The organism is Variovorax sp. PBL-E5, assembly GCF_901827185.1.
Taxonomy (GTDB): Bacteria; Pseudomonadota; Gammaproteobacteria; order Burkholderiales; family Burkholderiaceae_C; genus Variovorax.
On sequence record NZ_LR594671.1, the window covers coordinates 956,017 to 976,744 of the forward strand.

The 20,728-nt window shown below is 69.0% G+C and carries 9 protein-coding genes; 2 read left to right on the forward strand and 7 right to left on the reverse strand.

Going from position 1 to position 20,728, the window contains the following annotated elements; all coding sequences use genetic code 11:
• Positions 1-84 precede the first annotated feature (84 nt).
• Both WDLP6_RS04665 and WDLP6_RS04670 read left to right on the forward strand, forming a co-directional pair.
• Complete coding sequence (locus WDLP6_RS04665; protein WP_162591406.1) at positions 85-1,320, forward strand: efflux RND transporter periplasmic adaptor subunit; 1,236 nt, start codon at positions 85-87, stop codon at positions 1,318-1,320.
• Entirely contained in the window at positions 1,317-4,487 is a 3,171-nt protein-coding gene (locus tag WDLP6_RS04670) for an efflux RND transporter permease subunit (RefSeq protein ID WP_162591407.1), read from the forward strand. Before WDLP6_RS04665 ends, WDLP6_RS04670 begins: the two co-directional genes overlap by 4 nt.
• Positions 4,488-4,499: 12 nt before the next feature.
• Here the strand turns inward: WDLP6_RS04670 and WDLP6_RS04675 are convergent, their stop codons facing one another.
• The 7 genes from WDLP6_RS04675 to ttcA form a co-directional block, all read right to left on the reverse strand.
• On the reverse strand, positions 4,500-5,435 hold the full coding sequence (locus WDLP6_RS04675; RefSeq protein WP_162591408.1) for an alpha/beta hydrolase family protein: 936 nt from the start codon (positions 5,433-5,435) through the stop codon (positions 4,500-4,502).
• Positions 5,422-6,249: a serine aminopeptidase domain-containing protein gene (locus WDLP6_RS04680; protein ID WP_162591409.1), complete on the reverse strand. Its 828-nt coding sequence runs from the start codon at positions 6,247-6,249 to the stop codon at positions 5,422-5,424. The genes WDLP6_RS04675 and WDLP6_RS04680 overlap by 14 nt, the downstream gene beginning before the upstream one ends.
• Positions 6,246-6,959 (reverse strand): 4'-phosphopantetheinyl transferase family protein, encoded by a 714-nt coding sequence (locus WDLP6_RS04685; protein ID WP_162566010.1) that lies wholly within the window; start codon positions 6,957-6,959, stop codon positions 6,246-6,248. Before WDLP6_RS04685 ends, WDLP6_RS04680 begins: the two co-directional genes overlap by 4 nt.
• A 4-nt stretch (positions 6,960-6,963) precedes the next feature.
• A complete protein-coding gene (locus WDLP6_RS04690; RefSeq protein ID WP_162591410.1) occupies positions 6,964-11,979 on the reverse strand; it encodes a non-ribosomal peptide synthetase in 5,016 nt (1,671 codons plus the stop codon).
• Positions 11,976-18,680 (reverse strand): polyketide synthase, encoded by a 6,705-nt coding sequence (locus WDLP6_RS04695; RefSeq protein WP_232076958.1) that lies wholly within the window; start codon positions 18,678-18,680, stop codon positions 11,976-11,978. Before WDLP6_RS04695 ends, WDLP6_RS04690 begins: the two co-directional genes overlap by 4 nt.
• A 343-nt stretch (positions 18,681-19,023) precedes the next feature.
• Entirely contained in the window at positions 19,024-19,662 is a 639-nt protein-coding gene (locus WDLP6_RS04700; RefSeq protein ID WP_162591412.1) for a histidine phosphatase family protein, read from the reverse strand.
• Positions 19,663-19,703: 41 nt separating this feature from the next.
• Complete coding sequence (gene ttcA / locus WDLP6_RS04705) at positions 19,704-20,615, reverse strand: tRNA 2-thiocytidine(32) synthetase TtcA (protein ID WP_162591413.1); 912 nt, start codon at positions 20,613-20,615, stop codon at positions 19,704-19,706.
• Positions 20,616-20,728: the final 113 nt, after the last annotated feature.

Below are 20,728 nucleotides of genomic sequence, written 5' to 3' on the forward strand. Positions count from 1 at the left end.
GCCCTGATCCAATATGACAGTAGTTAAAAAGTTAAACATGCGCGCGCACGCCGCGGCGCGCTTCCGGAGACAACCCAGGTCGTCATGAAGAAGAACCTCGTCCTCAGCGCCGTTGCCGTGCTGATCGTTGCCGCAGCGGCGGGCAGTTGGTGGTGGTCGGCTGCCGGTGCGCGGCGCGTCGCGCACAGCGGCGTGCCGGCTTCCGCCAACGCGGCCGGCGGCGCACCGGCGCTCGTCACGCTGGCGGCCGCGCAGCGCCAGAACGTGCCGGTCACCGTCCAGGTCAACGGCAGCGTGGTGCCGCTCAACAGCGTCGACCTGCGGCCGCAGATCACGAACACCGTGCGCGAGGTGCACGTGAAGGAAGGGCAGTTCGTCAAGACGGGCCAGTTGCTGTTCACCCTCGACGATCGCCCCGACCAGGCCAACCTTGCGAAGGCGCGCGCGCAGCAGCAGAAGGACGAGGCCACGCTGGCCGATCTCGAGCGCCAGTACAAACGCAGCCAGGACCTGGTGGCGCAGAACTTCATCGCCAAGAGCGCCGTCGATGCGACCCTGTCGCAGCTCGACGCGCAGCGCGCCGCGGTCGCCGCCGACCGCGCCGCGGTCCAGTCGGCCCAGGTCGCGCTCGGCTACAACACGCTGCGCGCGCCGATCGCCGGGCGCATCGGTGCCGTCAACATCTACCCGGGCACGCTGGTGCAGAGCAGCCTGTCGCTGGTCACCATCACGCAGCTCGATCCGATCGCGGTGAGCTTTCCGGTGCCCGAGGGAAAGCTGCAGGATCTGCTCGAGGCCTCGCGCACCCGCACCCGGGTCGAAGCCGTGGTGGCCGGACGCAAGCTGCCCTTGCAAGGCGCGCTCAGCTTCGTCGACAACACGGTCGATCCGCTGATCGGCACGGTGCGCGCCAAGGCCGTGTTCGACAACGCCGACCAGAGCCTCTGGCCCGGCCAGTTCGTCGAGACGCGGGTGATCGTGCGCACCATCGCCGATGCGACCGTGCTGCCGGCTTCCGCGCTGATGATGCTGGCCGAGGGCAGCTCGGTCTACGTGGTCGATGCCGGCCAGAAGGCCGCGCGCCGCAAGGTCCAGTCGCTCTACACCTTCGGCACGCAGGTGGTGGTGCGCGGCGTCGAGCCGGGCGAGCGGGTGGTCATCGAAGGCAAGCAGAACGTGCGGCACGGCGGCATGGTGCGGGTCGAGGCTGCCTCGCAGTCGCCACCGCCCGCCGATGCGGCACCCGGGCCCGATGCCGGCAGCGCGGCCCGGGCGGCACCTCCCGGCGCCGGCCTCGTCGCCGAGCGGGAACGCACGTGAACATCTCCGAGCTGTGCATCCGTCGTCCCGCGATGACGGTGCTGCTCTCCGCCGCGGTGGTGGTGATCGGCATCTTTGCCTATTTCCAGATCCCGGTGGCGGCGCTGCCGAGCTACAACACGCCCGTCATCAACGTCAACGCGCAGCTGCCCGGCGCCAGTCCGGACACCATGGCCTCGTCGGTCGCGCTGCCGCTCGAAAAGCAGTTCTCGACCATCCCCGGCCTGCAGACCATCAGCTCGGTCAACACGCAGGGCGTGAGCTCGATCACGCTCGAGTTCGTGAGCAGCCGCGACATCGATGCCGCCGCGGTCGACGTGCAGGCGGCCCTGCTGCGCGCCCAGCGCCAGCTGCCGGTCGAGCTCACGCAGCTGCCTTCGTACCGCAAGGTCAATCCGGCCGACGCGCCGGTGCTGTTCATCGCGATGGTGTCGGAGTCGATGAACCCGGCGGAGCTCAACGACTACGCCGAGAACCTGGTCTCGCCGACGCTGTCGACCATCGACGGCGTGGCCCAGGTCGGCGTGTACGGCCGCAAGGCCTTCGCGGTGCGCATCAAGGCCGATGCCGATCTGCTCAATGCGCGCAACATCACGCTCGACGAACTGGCCAACGCCGTGCGCCTGGCCAACGCCAATACGCCGGTCGGCGTGCTCGACGGCCCGCGCCAGACGCTCACCATCCAGGCCAACGAGCAGATGCTCAGGGCCGCCGATTTCGCCAAAGTCATCGTCGGCCAGCGCAACGGCGCGGCGGTGCGTCTCGATGAGGTCGCGACCATCGAGGACAGCTTCGAGTCGGTCAAGACCGCGAGCAGCTACAACGGCCAGAGTTCGATCTCGCTGGCGGTGCAGCGCCAGCCCAACGCCAACACGGTGCAGGTGGTCGATGCGGTGCGCGCGCTGATGCCGCGCTTCCGGCAGGAGCTGCCGCAGTCGATCGAGATCAACGTGCTCAACGACCGCTCGCTGTCGATCCGCGAGGCGGTGCACGACGTCCAGCTCACGCTGCTCGGAACCATCCTGCTGGTCGTGCTGGTGATCTTCCTGTTCCTGCACCGGCTGGTGGCCACGCTGATCCCGGCGCTGACGATCCCGATCTCGCTGGTCGGCGCGGTCGCGCTGCTCTATGCCTTCGGCTACAGCCTGGACAACGTCTCGCTGCTGGGCATCACACTGGCGGTCGGGCTGGTGGTGGACGACGCCATCGTCGTGCTCGAGAACATCATGCGCTACGTCGAGAAGGGCATGGAGCCCTTCGCCGCCGCGCTGCGCGGTGCGCGCGAGGTCGGCTTCACCATCGTCTCGATCTCGATCTCGCTGATCGCGGTGTTCATCCCGATCTTCTTCATGCCGGGCGTGATCGGCCTCCTGTTCCACGAGTTCGCGGTCGTCGTCGGCCTCGCGGTGGCGGTCTCGGCCGTGGTCTCGCTGACGCTGGTGCCGATGCTCGCGAGCCGGCTGCTGAAGCACACGCCGAAGGCCGAGGGCGTGCTCGACCACGAGGAAAGCCATCCCGAGCCCGGCACCGCGATCGGCCGCGCTTTCGAGCGCCTGTACCGCAGCGTGCATGGCGCCTACCTGCGCTCGCTCGACTGGACGCTGCACCATCGGCCGCTCATGCTGTTGCTCGCGGCATCGACCTTCGCGCTCACGGCCTGGATGTTCGTCACCATCCCCAAGGGCTTCTTCCCGGAAGAGGACATCGGCCAGATCCAGATCACCACCGAGGCGGCCGAAGACATTTCCTTCCCCGCGATGCAGGCGCTGCAGGAGCGCGTCGCCGAGGCGCTGCAGGCCGACCCGAGCGTCGACTACGTCAACTCCTTCATCGGCGTCGGCGGACCGACGGCGACGCAGAACTCCGGGCGTCTGTTCGCGGTGCTCAAGCCGCGCAGCCAGCGGCCGCGCATGGCCCAGGTGCTGGAGGTGCTGCGCAAGCGCTTTCGCGAGATTCCGGGCATCGCGGTCTACATGCAGCCGGTGCAGAACCTGCGCCTGGGCGGGCGGCAGAGCAAAGCGCGCTTCCAGTACACGCTGCAGAGCGTCAATGCCGGCACCATGGGCGCCTGGGCCGATCGGCTGATGGAGCGCATGCGCGCCGACCCGGTCTTCCGCGACGTCACCAGCGATTCGCAGAACCGCGGCCTGCAGGCCACGCTGGACATCGATCGCGACAAGGCCGGCGTGCTCGGCGTCGCGGTCGGTGACCTGCGCACCGCGCTCTACAACGCCTACGGCGACCGCCAGATCGGCAGCATCTACGCGGCCAGCAACACCTACCAGGTGATCCTCTCGGCGGCCGACAACGACCGCCAGTTCGAGGACGACATGACGCGCCTGTCGGTGCGCAACCGCGCCGGCCAGCTGGTGCCGCTGTCGGCCTTCTCGAGCGTGCGGCGCACCATCGGTCCGACCTCGGTCAACCACCAGGGCCAGCTGCAGGCCGTGACCGTGTCCTTCAACCTCGCGCCCGACGTGCCGCTGGGCAATGCGACGGCGAAGATCGACCAGTTCAAGAGCGAGCTGAAGATGCCGCCCTCGATCATCACCAACTACGGCGGCGACGCGGCGGTGTTCCAGAGCTCGCAATCGAGCCAGGCGGTGCTGCTGATCCTCGCGGTGCTGGTGATCTACGTGCTGCTCGGCGTGCTCTACGAGAGCTACATCCATCCGCTCACCATCCTGGCCGGGCTGCCATCGGCGGCGGTGGGTGCGCTGCTCTCGCTCAAGCTGTTCGGCTTCGACCTGACGCTGATCGCGACCATCGGCATCCTGCTCCTGATCGGCATCGTCAAGAAGAACGCGATCATGCTGATCGACTTCGCGCTCGAAGCGCAGCGCAGCGAGGGCCTGGCGCCGGTCGACGCGATCCGCGAGGCCTGCCGGCTGCGCTTTCGCCCGATCCTGATGACCACGCTGGCCGCGATGATGGGCGCGTTGCCGCTCGCGCTCGGGCTGGGGGCCGGCGCCGAGCTGCGCCAGCCGCTTGGCGTGGCCGTGGTCGGCGGGCTGATCTTCTCGCAGGTGATCACGCTCTACATCACGCCGGCGATCTACCTTGCGCTCGACCGCTACAGCGGCAGCGGTCCGATGGTGCGGCTGCCGGGCGAAGCCGAAGCCGAAGCCGCGGCACCGGCCGCGGACCCTGCTGCGTCGCACGCCTGAGCGTGCCGCGCTTCAGGCCGCCAGCGAGTGCACCAGGCCTGCGCCTGCGCCTGCGCCGGGACTCTGCATGCCGCGCCGCGCATCGGCTGCAGCCGGCGGCAGCGCAGCGGCGCCGCGCGACACGCGCTGCGTGATCTCCTCCACCCAGCTGCATGCGGCATCGCTGAAGAAGCGCTGGCTCGACAGCAGCGTGAACGAGTGGTCGACCGCGGGCATGAATTCGTAGCGCACCTTCTCGAGGAAGGGCGCGCCGCGCAGCTCGAGCATCTGGTCCTTGTTGCGGTCCCGTGGCTGGTGGCTTGCGGAATAGACCAGATAGACCGACACCTCGCGTGCCACCAGCGTCTCCATGCTGCGTGCGAAATCCGCCGCGGTGACCGTGGATTCCGGCTCGCGGCTTTCCAGCAGGTTGTCCTTCTGGCGCGAGGCGCCCGCCAGACGCTTGGCCCAATGCACGCTCTGCGCGACCGGGTATTTCAGGAAGCGCCGCCAGAGCCGCAGCAGCTCCGCCCGGCGCCCCGGAAAGCGGTAGCCGTCGAAGGACAGCAGGCCGGTCACCCGCGTGTCCGCGACCGCGATGCGCAGGCCGTGTGCCACGCCGGAACACAGGCCGAAGATCACGACCTTCTTCACACCGAGCTTCGACTCCAGATAGTCGATGGCGGCACGGAGGTCGTCCTGCGCCTGCGATTCGAAATTCTTCGCCGTGCCCGAGGCCGGGCTGTCGCCGATGCCGGTGAGGTCGAAGCGCAGGGTCGCGATGCCTTGCGCGGCGAGCTGGCGCGCCAGCTTCACCTGGATGCGGTGCGGACCGATGTGATGCGTCACCCCGAAGTTCGACATCAGGCAGGCGACCGGCGCGCTCGCGCCCGATGCCGGACGCGTCAACACGCCGAACAGCGCCGACGCGGGGCCGAAGAGGACGGGTTCTTCTTTAGGTGGGTTCATTGAACAGGGCTGACAAACGTTGGGTCACCTCCGCCGGCACGATCGCGCTGTCGGCCAGCGGGTCCGAAGTCCAGACGATCGGATGCACGAGCGCTTCGAGACGAACCGGCTGCGCTGCGCGCTGCTGGCGCCCGCACCAGCCGGCGGCGAGCAGATCCGCCGGATTGGCGAACACCACCGCCGCCGCATGGGCGGGGACATCCAATGCATCGGCGCGCACGGCCGGCAATTGTGCAGCGAGTTTGCCATTGATGCCGAAGCCGATGGCCTCGGTCAACGGCGCGGTGTCGCGTTCCGGATGGGCGCGAAACCACGACTTGTCCTTGGCATAGAAGCTCAGCTCGAGCGCCTCCATGTGTTCCACCTTGAGTTCCTTCACGTAAGCGGGGCCGTCGACGATCGGATCCCACAGGATCAGGCGGTCGAGGTCGGCCGCATCGCCCGCGGCCTGCACCGCCAGGGCGGCGCCGAGTCGCGATGCGAGCCAGTGGATGCTACGCACCTCGGCCAGGCGCTTCAACTCCGCATGCGCCTGCAGGATGTCGCCGCGCCAGCCTTCCATGTCGCCATCGAGATCGCCGCCGGGTGAATCGCCGGTGCCGAAGTAGTCGAAGCGCAGCACCGCGACACCCTGGCGCGCCAGGCGTTCGGCCAGCACGCGGTAGAGGCGGTGCGCGCGCGTCGCTTCGTGGCCGAAGGGATAGCACATCACCAGGCCGGCGCGTGCCGGCGTCGTCTTCTGCGGCGCGTGGAAGAACCCGAACAGCCGTCGCTGCAGGGGCCCGAAGACGATCGGTCTCATGCTCATCGTCATGCGCAGGCCTCCGCGGTGCAGCATTGCGCTTCGGTGGATGCGGCAGGGAGACCGGCGACGCGGGCCACGCAGGCGATCGCCTCGGCGCCGAGGTCGAAGGACGATGCGCTCAATGCGCCGTGGGCGCCGGCGTCGATCGGGGCCGAGGCGCCCGCCGTGGCAGCGGCGCCGACATGGATCGTGCGGGTGTCGATCGACAGTCCGGCGCCGAGCGCCTTGAGGCAGCCTTCCTTGCGCGTCCAGATTTCGAGGAACACGCGTGCTTGCCGGGCCGCTTCGGCGCTCGCCAGCGCCTGCTGCTCCGCATCGGTGAAATGCGCCGCGGCGAGCGCCGGCATGTCGTCCATCGGCCGCAGCACTTCGACATCGACGCCGATCGCGCCCTCGCCGATGGCGACCAGGCCGATCGCCTGGCTGTGACTCAGGTTGAACGCGATACCGGGCCGGTCGCGCAGGAAGGGCTTGCCGAACGGCCCCTCGGCAAATTGCAGCGCCTGCCCATCGGTGCCGGCGCGCAGGCCGAGCAGATGGCGCAGCGCACCGTGCGCCGCGAGGTAGCGGCGGCGATCGCGTTCGAAGACGAAGCGGGCCGCGCGCGCGCGCTCCCCGGCGGACAGGAGCGTCTGCCATGGAAGCGCGTCCGGTGCGTCGAGATCCACGCGCCACAGCGCGCAGCCTTCGATGCATCCGATCGATGTGATGGCGTTCACGGTCTCAACCCTTTCGGCCGAAGCGGCCCAGCATACGCGTGAACGCGTTGCCGCGCGGTGCCTGTGCCGGGGCGCTTTCGTCGACAGCCTGCGCCTGCACGGGGGCGCCGGTGGGCACGGCCAGCTGTCCCAGGCTCTCGAACACATAACGGCGCGGCTCGACGCGAAAGCCCAGTGCCTGCTCGGCCTGCTGGAGCACCCGCATCGTCAGCAGCGAGTCGCCGCCGAGGTCGAAGAAGTTGTCGCTGGTGCGCAGGTCGTTCACGTCGATGCCGAGCACGCTGGCCCAGACCTGCGCCAACTGCGCCTGTTCGGGCAGCAGCAGTTGCTGCGGCTGGGCCTGGCGCGCGGCCTGCACCGTGGCGGCCGCCTCGGCCTGCTCCGGCGTTTCGGTGGCGGCCAGATGCTGCAGATAGGCGGCGCTCGCCGATCCCATCGGTGCCACGATGGCCTCGACGCTGTCGTCGGGCCGCTGCGCCACGGTCTGGAGCAATTCGATGAAGCGCTCCTTGAAGGCCGCGCCCGTTTCCGCCTTGTAGATGTCGGCGTTGTAGGTGACCGCGCCTTCGATGCCGGTCGGCTTGTCCATCAGCCAGAGGCCGAGATCGTCGGTCGCGCCCTGCTGCAGCAGGTGCATCTGGCGGTCGCGCAGGTTCCCGATGGCGGAGGGCCGCTCGCGCGCATCCTGGAACGAGAACAGCGCCTGGTAGAGCCCGACGCCCTGGGCGCGCTCGACGAAGGCCGGCTCGGTGGCCAGGCGCTCGAAGGGCACCTGCTGGTAGTTCATGATCGACAGCAGTTCCTGCTTGAGATAGTGCATGAACTCGCCGAAGCGCAGCGAGCGGTCGATCTGGAAGGACAGCGGCAGGATGTTGTTGAAGAAGCCCATCACCGACTCGGTCTCCGGTGCCTCGCGGCCGCGCACCGGTGTCGCGATGACGATGGCGCGCGTCTCGATGACGCTGCCCATCATCAGCGTGTAGACGCCGAGCGTCAGCATGTTCAGCGTGACGTCGTGGCCGCGCGCGACCTCGCGCAGCCGTTCGGCCAGCGTCTTGTCGATCTCGATGCGGTGCGTGCCGCCCTGGCCGCTCATGCCGGCGCGGCGCGGCATGTCGGTGCGCGGCGCCTTGGCCGGCGGTGCATGGGCGAAGCGATCGTTCCAATAGCGCAGCTGTTCCTGGTATTCCGGCGACTCGAGCCAGCGGGCATACCACTCGGCGTAGTCGCCATGGCTCACCGCCGGCTCGGGCAGCCCGTGCGGCTCGCCGCGCACCAGCGCGCCGTAGATCACCGACAGCTCGCTCTGCAGCAGGTCGAAGGACCAGCCGTCCCAGATCAGGTGGTGCGGCACGAAGACGAAGGCATGGTCGTCGTCCGCGACCTTGAACAGCGCCGCATGGAACAGCGGCCCGTGATGGATGTCGATCGGCCGGTCGGCCACCTCCTGCATCTGCTGTTGCAGCGCGGCCTCGCGCTCGCCGGCCGGGATGCCGCCGAGGTCGATCAGCGGCATGTCGAGCACGACCTGGTCGCTGATCAGCGCGGCGGGTTCGCCGGTGGCCGGGTCGGTACCGAAGAAGGTGCGCAGGGCGCTCTGGCGGCGGATGATCTCGCGCAGCGCCTCCTCGAACTTCGGCAGATCCAGCGAGCCGCCGAGCCGGTGCGCGGAGGGCGCGTTGTAGACCGGCCGTCCCGGGTGCAGCTCCTCGATGAAGCGGATGCGCTCCTGCATCGGCGTGAGCGGCGCGCTGCGCCGGTCGCTGCGATGCGGGATCGCTTCGGCGCGCGGCGCATGGCTGCGCTGCAGGCCGTCGATCGCCGCGGCCAGCCGTTCGGCGGTGGGTGCCTCGAACAGCACGCGCAGCGGCAGCTTGATCTCGAAGGCGCCGCCGAGCTGTGTCGCCAGCCGCGCCGCCAGCAGCGAATGGCCGCCGAGCGCGAAGAAATCGTCGCGGATGCCGAGGCCCGGCAGGTTGAGCACGCGCTCCATGGTCTCCAGCACGATGCGCTCGCGATCGTCGCGCGGCGCCAGGCGTTCCGCCGCCTCCTGCCGCGTCGCGTTCGGCTTGGGCAGCGCCTTGCGGTCGATCTTGCCGTTGGGCAGCTGCGGCAGCGCGTCGAGCACGACCACGTGCTGCGGCACCATGTACTGCGGCAGCCGCGCGCGCAGACGGCGATCCAGTTCGGCCAGATCGATCGTCGCGCCGGCCACCGGCGCCACATAGGCCACCAGGCGCACATCGCCCGGCTGGTCCTCGCGCGTGACGACCACGCTGCGCGCCACGCCGGGCGCTTCGTTGCAGCCGGCCTCGATCTCGCCGAGCTCGATGCGGTAGCCGCGAACCTTGACCTGGAAGTCGAGCCGGCCCATGTGTTCCAGCAGGCCGTCGTTGCGCCAGCGGCCGCGGTCGCCGGTGCGATACAGCAGCGCGCCCTGGCCGCCCCACGGATCGGCGATGAAGCGCTCCGCGGTCAGCTCGGGCCGTTCGAGGTAGCCGAGCGTCACGCCCTGGCCGCCGATGCAGATCTCGCCGGGCACGCCGACCGGGCAGCGCTGGCCCTGTTCGTCGAGGATCCAGACGGTGGTGTTGGCGATCGGTCGGCCGATCGAGACGCCGCGCCGCGCCACCTGGGTCGCGTCGACGCGCCACAGCGTCGACCAGATGGTGGTCTCGGTCGGACCGTACATGTTCCACACTTCGCCGCAGCGGCCGAGCAGCAGCTGCGCGAGGTCGGCGGGCAGGCTCTCGCCGCCCACCAGCGCCTTGAAGCCGAAGGTGCCACGCCATTGCGCGTCGAGCAGCAGGCGCCAGGCGCCCGGCGTGGCCTGCATCATGGTCACGCCGCAGCCTTCGACCAGGCTGCGCAGCGCATCGCCGTCCATGGTGGTCTCGCGCGGGACCAGCACTACTTGCGCGCCGACTGTCAGCGGCAGCATCAACTCGAGCACGGCGATGTCGAAGGACAGCGTCGTCACCGCGGCGAGGCGGTCGTCGATCTCGATGCCGGGTTCCGCGCGCATGCTCTGCAGGAAGTTCGCGACCGCGCGATGCGGCACGCAGACGCCCTTGGGCTTGCCGGTCGAGCCGGAGGTGTAGATCACGTAGGCGCTGTCCTCGGGCTGCGCATCCTGCGCGCCGGGTGCGGGCAGGGTCGCGGGCTGCGCGAGCCAGTCGGCGTCCAGGTCCAGGCGCAGCACGCGCTCGGCCGCATCGGCGCGCCAGCCGACGGGTGCGGCGGCGATCGTCGAGGTGGTCAGCAGCAGGCCCAGTTTCGCATCCTCGGCGTAGTAGTCGAGGCGTGCCTGCGGGAACGCGGGGTCGAGCGGCACGTAGGCGGCGCCGCTCTTCAGCACCGCCAGCAGCCCGACCATCATGTCCAGGCCGCGGTCCAGGCACAGGCCGACCCGCTCGCCGCGGCCCATCCCGCGCGCGCGCAGGGCGTGGGCCAGACGGTTGGAACGCTCGTCGAGTTCGCGATAGCTCAGGCGCTCGTCGCCGTGGCGCAATGCGATGCGCTCGGGCTGCGCGGCGGCGCAGGCGACGAAGCCCGCGTGCATCAGCGCGTCGCCGTCCAGCGGCGTGGCGGCCGGCTGCAGGGCAGCGGCGGCGAGCGCCTCGCGCTCCGGCAGCACGTCGAGCCGGCCGACGCCTTGGGCCGGATCGCGCACCGCGGCGCGCAACAGGCTTTCGTACATGCCGAGCCAGCGCCTGACCGTGGCGTCGTCGAACAGGTCGGTGTTGTACTGGGCCTCGATGCGCATGCCATCGGCCACCGGCGTGATGTTGAGGAAGAGTTCGAAGTTCTCGTAGCGCCGTCCGATGCTGCTTTGCTCGACGTCCAGATCGGGGAAGGTGCTGGCGTTCACCGAGGTCGAGCTGTCGACGTTGAACAGCACGCTCACCAGCGGCAGTCGGCTGGGATCGCGCGCCACCGGCAGCTTCTTGAGCAGCGAGCCGTAGGTCAGCATCTGATGCTCGAAGGCGTCGAGCAAGAGACTGCCGGCCTGCCGCGAGAGCGCGTCGAAGGGTGTCTGCGGATCGACCGCCACGCGGATCGGCAGCAGGTTGACGCAATGGCCCACGAGGCTCGGCATGTCGCTCGGCATCTGGCCGGCGGCCGCGATGCCGATCACCAGCTCGTCCTGCGCGGTCAGGCGGTGCAGGGTCGCGGCGAAGCCGCTGAACAAGGCGGCGAACAGGCTGGTGCCCGATGCAGCGCCGACCTTGCGCAGCCCGTCGACCAGCTCGCGGTCCAGCAGATGATCGATGCGCAACGAGTTGAAGGTGCGCACTGGCGGACGCGGATGATCGACCGGCAGTTCCATCACCGGCAGGCTGCCGCCCGCGAAGCGCGAGAGCCAGTAGTCGGTATGCGCCTGCATCGCGGGGCCGGAGGCTTCCTCCGCCTCCCACGCCGCGTAGTCCGAATACTGCGCCGCCGGCTCGAGGCCCGGCCCGGCACCGATCTGCTCGGCGTAGAGCTGCCCCAGGTCCTGGCTGACAACGCCCCACGACCAGCCGTCGCAGACGGCATGGTGGGCGGTCATCACGAGCAGGTAGTCGATGCTCGACAACTGATAGAGGCTGGCACGAAAGAGCGGACCCTGTTCGAGCAAGAAAGGGTTCTGCACCGCAGCCACGCTGTCCTCGTCGAGCCGGCGCTTCTGCGCGGCCGGATCGAGCGCGCGCAGATCGTGCTCGATCAGCTGCAGCGGCGTGGCTTCGCCAATCAGGAATTGCGTGCCGTCCGGCGAGATGGTGGAGCGCAGCGATTCATGGCGTTCGATCAGGCGATCGAGCGCGTTGGCCAGCGCGCGCGTGTCCAGCGTGCCGCGCAGACGCAGCTGCAGCGACTCGTTGTAGGCGAGCGATGCTTCCGGGCTCAAGCGGTCGCCGAGCCAGACTTCGCGCTGCGCTTCGGTCGTCGAGACGATCCGCTCGATCGCGCCCGACTCGAACGGGTCGAATGCGTCGTTGGCTTGCTCGGCAGGGGAAATGGCGACGGCTTCGGTCATGCTTGGTACTTGGTGAATTTACCTTGTGCCTTGGGGTCCGGCACGAACCAGGCGGGCTGGCCATCCCGATCGCGGCCCAGCCGCGCGTCGGGCGCCGGCGGATGAGAGGCATCGAAGGCCGGCTGGGTCACGGCACGGCGCGGCAGCAGCTCGGCTTCCTGCATCTCGGCCACCGATTCCTTGAAGGCCGACTTGATGGTCGCGATGTCCTGCTGCGTGTGCGCCGTCGTCATGAAGCAGGGGAAGTTGTCCAGGATGTGCACGCCGCGGCTGCGCATCATGGCGAACAGCAGATCCTGCAGCGGATGGTCCTCGAGCCAGGTCACGCGCCACAGCGACGAGAAGTAGCGGATCTCGAGCGGCGCGCCGACCTCGCGGCAGAAGGCGGTCAGTTCGTCGGCCATCGCCGCGGTGTGCAGGTTCAGCGTCTGCTGCAACGCGCCGTTGTCGCGCTTGAGGTGTTCGAGCGAGGCCTTGGCGGCCGACAGAGCCAGCGGATGGCGAACGAAGGTGCCGGCGAAATAGGTCACGCCCACCGTCGGCATCGAGTCGTCGCCGTACTGCCAGGCGCCGCCGTCCAGCGCGTCCATGTAGGCGCGCTTGCCGGCGACCACGCCGACCGGAAAGCCGCCGCCGATCACCTTGCCGTAGCAGGCCAGGTCGGCGCGGATGCCGAACAGCGCCTGGGCACCGCCGAGGTCACAGCGAAAGCCGGTGATGACCTCGTCGAAGATCAGGCAGGTTTCGGATTTCTCGGTGATGGCGCGCAGCTCGCGCAGGAATTCGCGCGGCTGGAAATCGGGGCGGCGGCTCTGCACCGGCTCGACCAGCACCGCGGCCAGGTCCTCGGCGTTGTCGCGGATGAACTGCAGCGATTCCGGCGTGCCGTAATCGAGCACGCGGATCTCGCCGAACATGCCCTGCAGCACGCCCGGCGCGGCCGACATGCCCTTGCCGCCGCGGCCGGCGCGCACGAGCACCTCGTCGAAGGTGCCGTGGTAGGAACCGGTGAACATGATGACGGTGCTGCGGCCGGTGACGGTGCGGGCGATGCGCATCGCCGCCATCACGGCCTCGGAGCCGGTGTTGCACAAGCCGACGCGGTCGAAGCCGGTGATGTCGCAGACCAGCTCCGAAACGTCGGCGGCGAGCGGATGCATCGGGCCGATCTCGTAGCCGCGGTCGAGCTGGGCGCGCACCGCCTCGTTGACGAAGTCGGGCTGCCAGCCGAACAGGTTCATGCCGAAGCCGTTGAGCACGTCGACGTACTCGTTGCCGTCGATGTCCCAGAGCCTCGAACCCTTGGAGCGCTCGACCACGATCTGGTAGGTGATCTCCTTGGTCGCGGGGCGGAAGCCGTTGACCACGCGCGGGTCGGCCATCTGCGGGCGATGCTTCTCGGTGAAGGCCTTGCTGGCAGCAGTGCGCTCGGTGTAGCGGCGCATGAAGGCCGCGAGCCGCGCCTTCTGGCGTTCGGTCGGTTCCTTGCTCTGCGTATGGATGCGCGCGATGGCGCCGAAGGCCTTCTTGACGTCGTACTTCGGCGCTGCGACCGGCGGCTCCTCGGCGGCCGGTGCGGGGGATGTGGACGCCGTGGCCGCGGCGGTGGCCATGGGCGTGGGTTGCTCCACCGCCGGCGCCGGCAGCACGGGGCTGACCGGTGCCGTCGGCGCCGCCGACAGCAATGCGAGTTGCTGCTGCATCAATTGCATCTGTTGTGCGATCACCTGCTGCACCAGGGTGCCGTTGGCCGGCGCGATCGCCGCCATGGGCTGGGCCATCGCGAGCGGTGCCGAGACGGCGACCTGCTGCGCGGCGGCCATCGGTGCGGCGACGGCCGCCGCGACAGGCGCCGGTACTGCGGCGGGCACTGCTGCGATCGGGTCCGACGGCAAGGTGGCATCGAGGAATTCCGCCAGCGCGTCGAAGCTGCGGTAGCTTTCCATCAGCTGCCGGAAGCTCAGGTTGACCTTGAAGTGCTTCTTGACCTGGATCGCGGCCTGGGTGAGGGTGAGCGAGTCGAGTCCGATCTCGACGAAGGGCGATGCGCCGCCGACGCCGGCCATGTCGATGCCCGAGAGGTTCTCGAACAGATCGCGCAGGCGGTTGACGAGCGAGGCGCGGCGCGCGGGCAGTGCACCCGGTACAGGGGCGGCGGAAACGGCGGCAGTCATTGTCAACTCCGGAATCGATGGGGACGAGGGCATGGAAGTGGCAGGCGCGGGAGCGGCAGGCTGCGCCGGGGCCGACGCGATGTCGACCCAGAAGCGCTTGCGCTCGAAGGGGTAGGTGGGCAGTTGCAGGCGGTGCTTGCGTGCGCGCACGTCGAGCCGCGAAAGGTCCGGGTCCAGCCCGAGCGTCCAGAGGCGGCCCGCGGCAAGACGCCAGGCGGTGCACTCCTGGTCGGGGCGATCGCCCAGCAGCGGCACGGCGCTGATGGTGCGCTGCCTCGATGCGTGCTGGCGCACCAGCGTCGCGAGCGTGTTGCGCGGACCCAGTTCGATGAACAGCGGATGATCGATTTCGCCGAGCACGCTCTGCACCGCCGGCGCGAAACGCACCGTCTCGCGCAGATGGCGCGACCAATAGGCCGGGTCGATGGCCTCGTCAGCGCTGAGCAGCCGACCGGTCAAGGTCGAGAAGATCGGCAGCGCCGGCGCCGACAGCGGCACCTGGCGAACGAGGGCCTCGAAGGGCGCCACGGCGCCGTCCATCATCACGGAATGGAAGGCGTGCGAGGTCTGCAGCAGCTTGGCGGCGACGCCCGCCGCTTCGAGCTGCTGGCGGAATTGCTCGATCAGCGGCGCCGGGCCGGCGGCCACACAGACGCTCGGTCCGTTCTCCGCCGCGAGGGAAATGCCGTCGGGCAGCTGCTTGGCGAGCTCTGCTGCCGGCATCCGGACCGACAGCATGTCGCCCTCGGGCATGGCCTGCATCAGGGCGCCGCGTTGGGCCACCAGCCGGGCGGCATCGCGCAGGCGCATCACGCCGGCCAGCACCGCGGCGGCGAACTCGCCCACGCTGTGGCCGACCAGCGCTGCCGGCTGGATGCCGAGCGCCTGCAGCTGGCGCGCGAGCGCGTACTCGATCGCGAAGGTGGCGGGCTGGGTGACCGAGGTCGGCTTGAGCGCGCTGTCGTCGTCCGAGAACATGCGCTCGCGCAGGTCGAAGGGCAGCACGCCGTCGAAGGCCTGCAGGCACTCGTCGAAGGCCTGGCGGAACACGGCCTCGTCGGCGTAGAGCGCGCGGCCCATGCCGGCGTACTGGGCGCCCTGGCCGGGGAACATGAAGACGGCACGCGGCACCCAGGCCGCGATCTCGCCGGCGACGCGCATCGGATGAGCCTCGGTGCGCAGCGCCTGCACGGCCTCCTCGACGCTCTCGGCGACGACGCAGGCCCGGTGCGCGAAGGACTTGCGCCCGACGCGCAGCGTATGCGCCACGTCCGCGAGCGAGACATCGCGCCGCGCCTGCAGATGGTCGGCAAGGCGCGACGCCGCGGCCGACAGCGCCGTGGCCGTGCGCGCCGAGAGTTGCAGCAGCTGCGGTCCCGCACCGGCATCCGACGGCGCGATCACCGGCGCTTCCTCGACGATGACGTGCGCATTGGTGCCACCGACGCCGAAGGAGCTCACGCCGGCGCGGCGCGGTGCCGCAGCGCGCGGCCAACTCTGCAGCCGGTCGTTGACGCGGAACGGGGTCGACGCGAAATCGATCGCCGGATTGGGCGCGCTGAAATTCACCGACGGCGGAATCGCCTGTTCGCGCAGCGCGAACGCGGTCTTGATGAGGCCGGTGGCGCCCGACGCCGCCACGAGGTGGCCGATGTTGCTCTTGACCGAGCCGATGGCGCAGAAGCCGGTGTCGCGGGTCTGGGCCGCATAGGCCTTGGTCAGCGCCGCGATCTCGATCGGATCGCCCATCGGCGTCGCGGTGCCGTGCGTCTCGACGTAGGAGATGCTGCGCGCGTCGACGCCCGCCGAGGCCAGCGCCGCGGTGACCACGCGCGCCTGGCCGTCGATGCTGGGTGCGGTGAAGCTGGCCTTGACGGCGCCGTCGTTGTTGATCGCCGCACCGCGCAACACCGCGTGAATCGGATCGCCATCGGCGATCGCGGCCGACAGGCGCTTGAGCAGCACGACGGCCGCGCCGTCGCTGAAGACCGTGCCTTGCGCGCCGGCATCGAAGGAGCGCGTGTGGCCGTCGGGCGAGAGCATGGCGCCCTCTTCGTAGAGGTAGCCGCTGCGCGGCGGGCAGGTCACCGAGGCCGCGCCGGCGAGCGCCATGTCACATTCGCCGTGGCGGATCGCCGAGAACGCCTGCGCCACCGCCACCAGCGAGGTCGAGCAGGCCGTGTGCACGCTGATCGCGGGGCCGGTCAGGTTCAGCCGATGGGCCACGCGGGTCGCGATGAAGTCCTTGTCGTTGGCCAGGTTGACCGGCAGCTCGCCCAGCTGCTCGATCAGGTCGGCGCGGGGCAGCAGATGGCGATGCAGGTAGGTGCTGCCGTACATGCCGGCATAGACGCCGACCGGACCCGGGGTCGCGTCCGGTACGTAGCCGCCGCGTTCGAGGCATTCCCAGCAGAGCTCGAGAAACAGGCGCTGCTGCGGATCCATGACCTCGGCCTCCCGGGGGCCGATGCCGAAGTGCGCGGCATCGAACATCTCGATGCCGTCCACCACGCCGCGTGCCCGCACATAGGCGAGATCCGCGCGCAGCGCGGCGCTGACCGAGGGGTCGAGCGCATCGTCCGAGAAGAAGGTGATGGACTCGCGGCCTGCGCGCAGGTTGTCCCAGAACTGTTCCACGTCCGCGGCGCCCGGAAAGCGACCGGCCATCGCGATGATGGCCACCGGCTCCAGCGCATCGGCTGGCGAAGCCTTCGTGTGCGCGGCCGTGGCGGGCTCGACCGGCTCGCCGAGCGCTTGCGCCAGCGCCCTGGGGGTGGGCTCGTGGAAGAAATCGGTCACGCCCAGCTTGCGCGAGCCCGCGTGGGCGAGCTTCTCCAGCGCGCGGATCACGGCCAGCGAGGTGCCGCCCAATTCGAAGAAGTTGTCGAACACGCCGGCACGGTCGATGTCCAGCACGTCGGCGAATACCTGGCACACCTGCGTTTCGAGCGGCGTCGAGGGTTCTTGAAACGGCGCAGCCAGTTCGGGCCGCTCGCGCGGCGGCGCCGGCAGGGCGCGGCGGTCGAGCTTGCCGTTTTCGGTGAGCGGCAAGGCCGGCAGGTCGACGAAGGCGGCCGGGAGCATGAACTGCGGCAGGTCCCGCGCCAGGTGGGCGCGCAGCGCCGGGCCGGCGATGCGCGCCGAGCTCGGCACGACATAGGCCACGAGTCGTGCCTCGCCGTCGCCGTGATCCGTGCGCGCGATCACCGCGCATTCGCGCACGCCGGGATGCCGCAGCAGCAGGTTCTCGATCTCGTCGGTCTCGATGCGAAAGCCCCGGATCTTGACCTGATGGTCCATCCGGCCCAGGCATTCGATGTCGCCGTCCGCATCGGCCCGGCCGAGATCGCCGGAGCGGTAGGCACGCAGCGTTTCGCCGGTGGCCGGATCGGTCCAGTCGATGAAGCGTTGCGCGCTCAGTTCGGGACGCCGCAGATAGCCGTTGCTCACGCCGGCGCCGCTGACGACGATCTCGCCCGTTTCGCCCGCGGCCACCGGCTTCAGGTCTTCGCCCAGCAGGTGGACGCGCAGGTCCGGGATCGGGCGGCCGATCATGCTGCCGCGACGTTGCTCCAGGTCCTGCAGCGACACCGGGCGATAGGTCACGTGGACCGTCGTTTCCGTGATCCCGTACATGTTGATCAACTGCGGCCGGACATCGCCATGGCGCTCGTACCAGGGGCGCAGCATCTCGAAGGCGAGCGCCTCGCCGCCGAAGATCACGTAGCGCAGGCTGAGCGCGTCGGGTGCCAGCGCCGAGCGGTGGTCGGCGTCGATCAGGGACCGGAAAGCGGACGGTGTCTGGTTGAGGACGGTGACCTTTTCACGCACCAGCAGGTCGAGAAAGTCGGCGGGCGAGCGCGTGGTCGCATAAGGCACCACGACGACCCGGCCGCCATAGGCCAGCGCGCCCCAGATCTCCCAGACCGAGAAATCGAAGGCATGCGAATGGAAGAAGGTCCAGACATCGTCCGGTCCGAAGCCGTACCAGGCATCCGTCGCATCGAACAGGCGTGCCACATTGGCATGCGTGACGAGGCAGCCCTTGGGCCGGCCGGTGGACCCCGAGGTGTAGATCACGTAGGCGATGGCCTCGGGGTCGGCGCTGCCGACATCCGCCGAGTCTTCGCTGGCGAGCGTTTCGTCATCGATCCGCAGGACAGGCACGTTCGCCGCCGGAATGGCCGCCGCATTGGCGGAGTGCGTCAGCATCGCGACCGGGCGAGCGTCTTCCAGCGTGAATTCGATCCGCTCCGCGGGGTACTCGAGGTCGATGGGGAGATAGGCGCTTCCCGACTTGAGGATGGCGAGCAGGCCCACCACCATCTCGATGGACCGGTCCATGCCGATGGCAATCAGCCGATCCCGGCCGGCGCCGGCGCGCTGCAGACGCCGCGCCAGCTGGTTGGCACGGCTGTTCAGCTGCTGGTAGGTGATCGAAATGTCGTTGCAGGAGACGGCGATGGCATTCGGGGTCGCCGCCGCGCGAAGCGCAACGCGTTGGTGTATGGGTATGAATGCAGTCACCACAAGATCCCTTTCACCGCCAGCACCCATTGCCGCAACATGATGTGTCCATGTGCGAATTTAATAACAAAGCAGTCACCCAGCCATCCCGCTTGGATATTGCTCAATGACCCCTCGAAACGCCACCTGCCGAAAGTCATGCCGGCAGGCATATATCTCACGATCGGGCCAGCAACATCAGATGCACTTGGTTGCGATTGCGTGCTTGACAAAGCCGACGGCGAAGACTTGATTGTGCCTAGATTTTTGAAATTTGAATACAAAAAGCTGACATTGATTGTGAGTTTGATCGCAGAACTTCATTGAAAAAGTTCCATCTTCCGCCGCAGTCGAGCAGAGGCGCTCAGGCCGTGGCTTCGTCGAGCGCGTCGCCGCCGAGATGACCGGTGTCGGCCCAGCCCACCAGGGTGAGCCCTTGCGGCGTCCAGAGCAGGCGGTTGATGGCCGCGTTGCCCAGATCCCAGGTGCGAGGCGCCTGGAGTTCCTGTCCTGTCGCAGCGCGGTAGAGCACGTCCATCACGCCGCCGTGGGCGACCAGGACCACCAGCGCGCCGGCATGGCGGGCGGCGAGTTGCGCGGCGATCGATGTCACGCGGTCCCGAAATACCCGCAGGGACTCGCCGCCTGCCGGCGTGAACTCGGGGTCGCGGGTTCGCCAGAGCCGGGCCTGGGCCGGCAGGTTGGCATCGATGTCGGCGAAGGTGCGGCCCTCGAACAGGCCGAAGGCCCGTTCCCGCAACCCCCGTTCGGCCACCACGTCGATGCGGTGGGGCCTGGCGATCTCGAGGGCGGTCTGCCAGGCGCGTGCGAGGTCGCTGGCGTAGATCGCGGCGATCGGCTCGTCTTCGAGGGCCTGCCCGACGCGCCGGGCCTGCCAGAGGCCGGTCTCGTTGAGGCCGATGTCCAACTGTCCCTGGATGCGTGCGTCGACATTCCAGGCGGTTTCGCCGTGGCGCACGGCAATCAGTCGGGTGGCCTCCATCCGCTGGAATTCTAGGGCCCGGCCTGCACGTTGCGCCGGTCCTAGAGTTGCACGATGCGCAGCGCCGACGGCGCCGGGAACTCGGGCGCATCGAATGCCTTGTCGCCCTCGGCGTCGGCCACGCCCGTCGCCTTGAGACCCTTGAAATCGAAGGACGCTCCATCGAGCAGATGCGACGGCACCACGTTCTGCAGCGCATTGAACATGTTCTCGACGCGGCCCGGGTGCTTGCGCTCCCATTCGCGCAGCATCTCGCCGACCTGCTTGCGCTGCAGGTTCTCCTGGCTGCCGCAGAGCGTGCAGGGAATGATCGGGAATTCGCGGTGCTGCGCCCAACGCACGAGGTCCTTCTCGGCCACGTAAGCCAAGGGCCGGATCACGATGTGCCGGCCGTCGTCGCTCACCAGCTTGGGCGGCATCGACTTCAGCTTGCCGGCGAAGAACATGTTGAGAAAGAAGGTCTGCAGCATGTCGTCGCGATGGTGGCCGAGCGCGACCTTGGTGGCGCCGAGTTCGTCCGCCACGCGGTACAGGATGCCGCGGCGCAGCCGGCTGCACAGGCCGCAGGTGGTCTTGCCTTCGGGGATCACGCGCTTGACGATCGAGTAGGTGTCCTGCTCCTCGATGTGGAAGGGCACGCCGAGCGCGCGCAGGTAGCCGGGCAGCACGTCTTCCGGAAAGCCGGGCTGCTTCTGGTCGAGATTGACTGCCACGATGTCGAAGTGGATCGGCGCCCGCGCCCGCAGCTTGAGCAGGATATCGAGCAGCGCATAGCTGTCCTTGCCGCCCGAGACGCAGACCATGACCTTGTCGCCGTCCTCGACCATGTTGTAGTCGACGATCGCGCGGCCGACCTCGCGGCACAGGCGCTTCTCGAGCTTGTGCGTCTCGCGCTCGATCTTGATCGGCCCACCCGATGCAACTTCGTTCTTCTCGGTCCACACGACACTCATCATTCGACTCCGTCACGCCATACGCGCATTTTCCAGAAACACCGCGGAACCGGCTTTGCCGGGCCGCCGATGTTGCCCCCGGCGAGGGGGTTGGCGAAGCGACACGAAGTGCG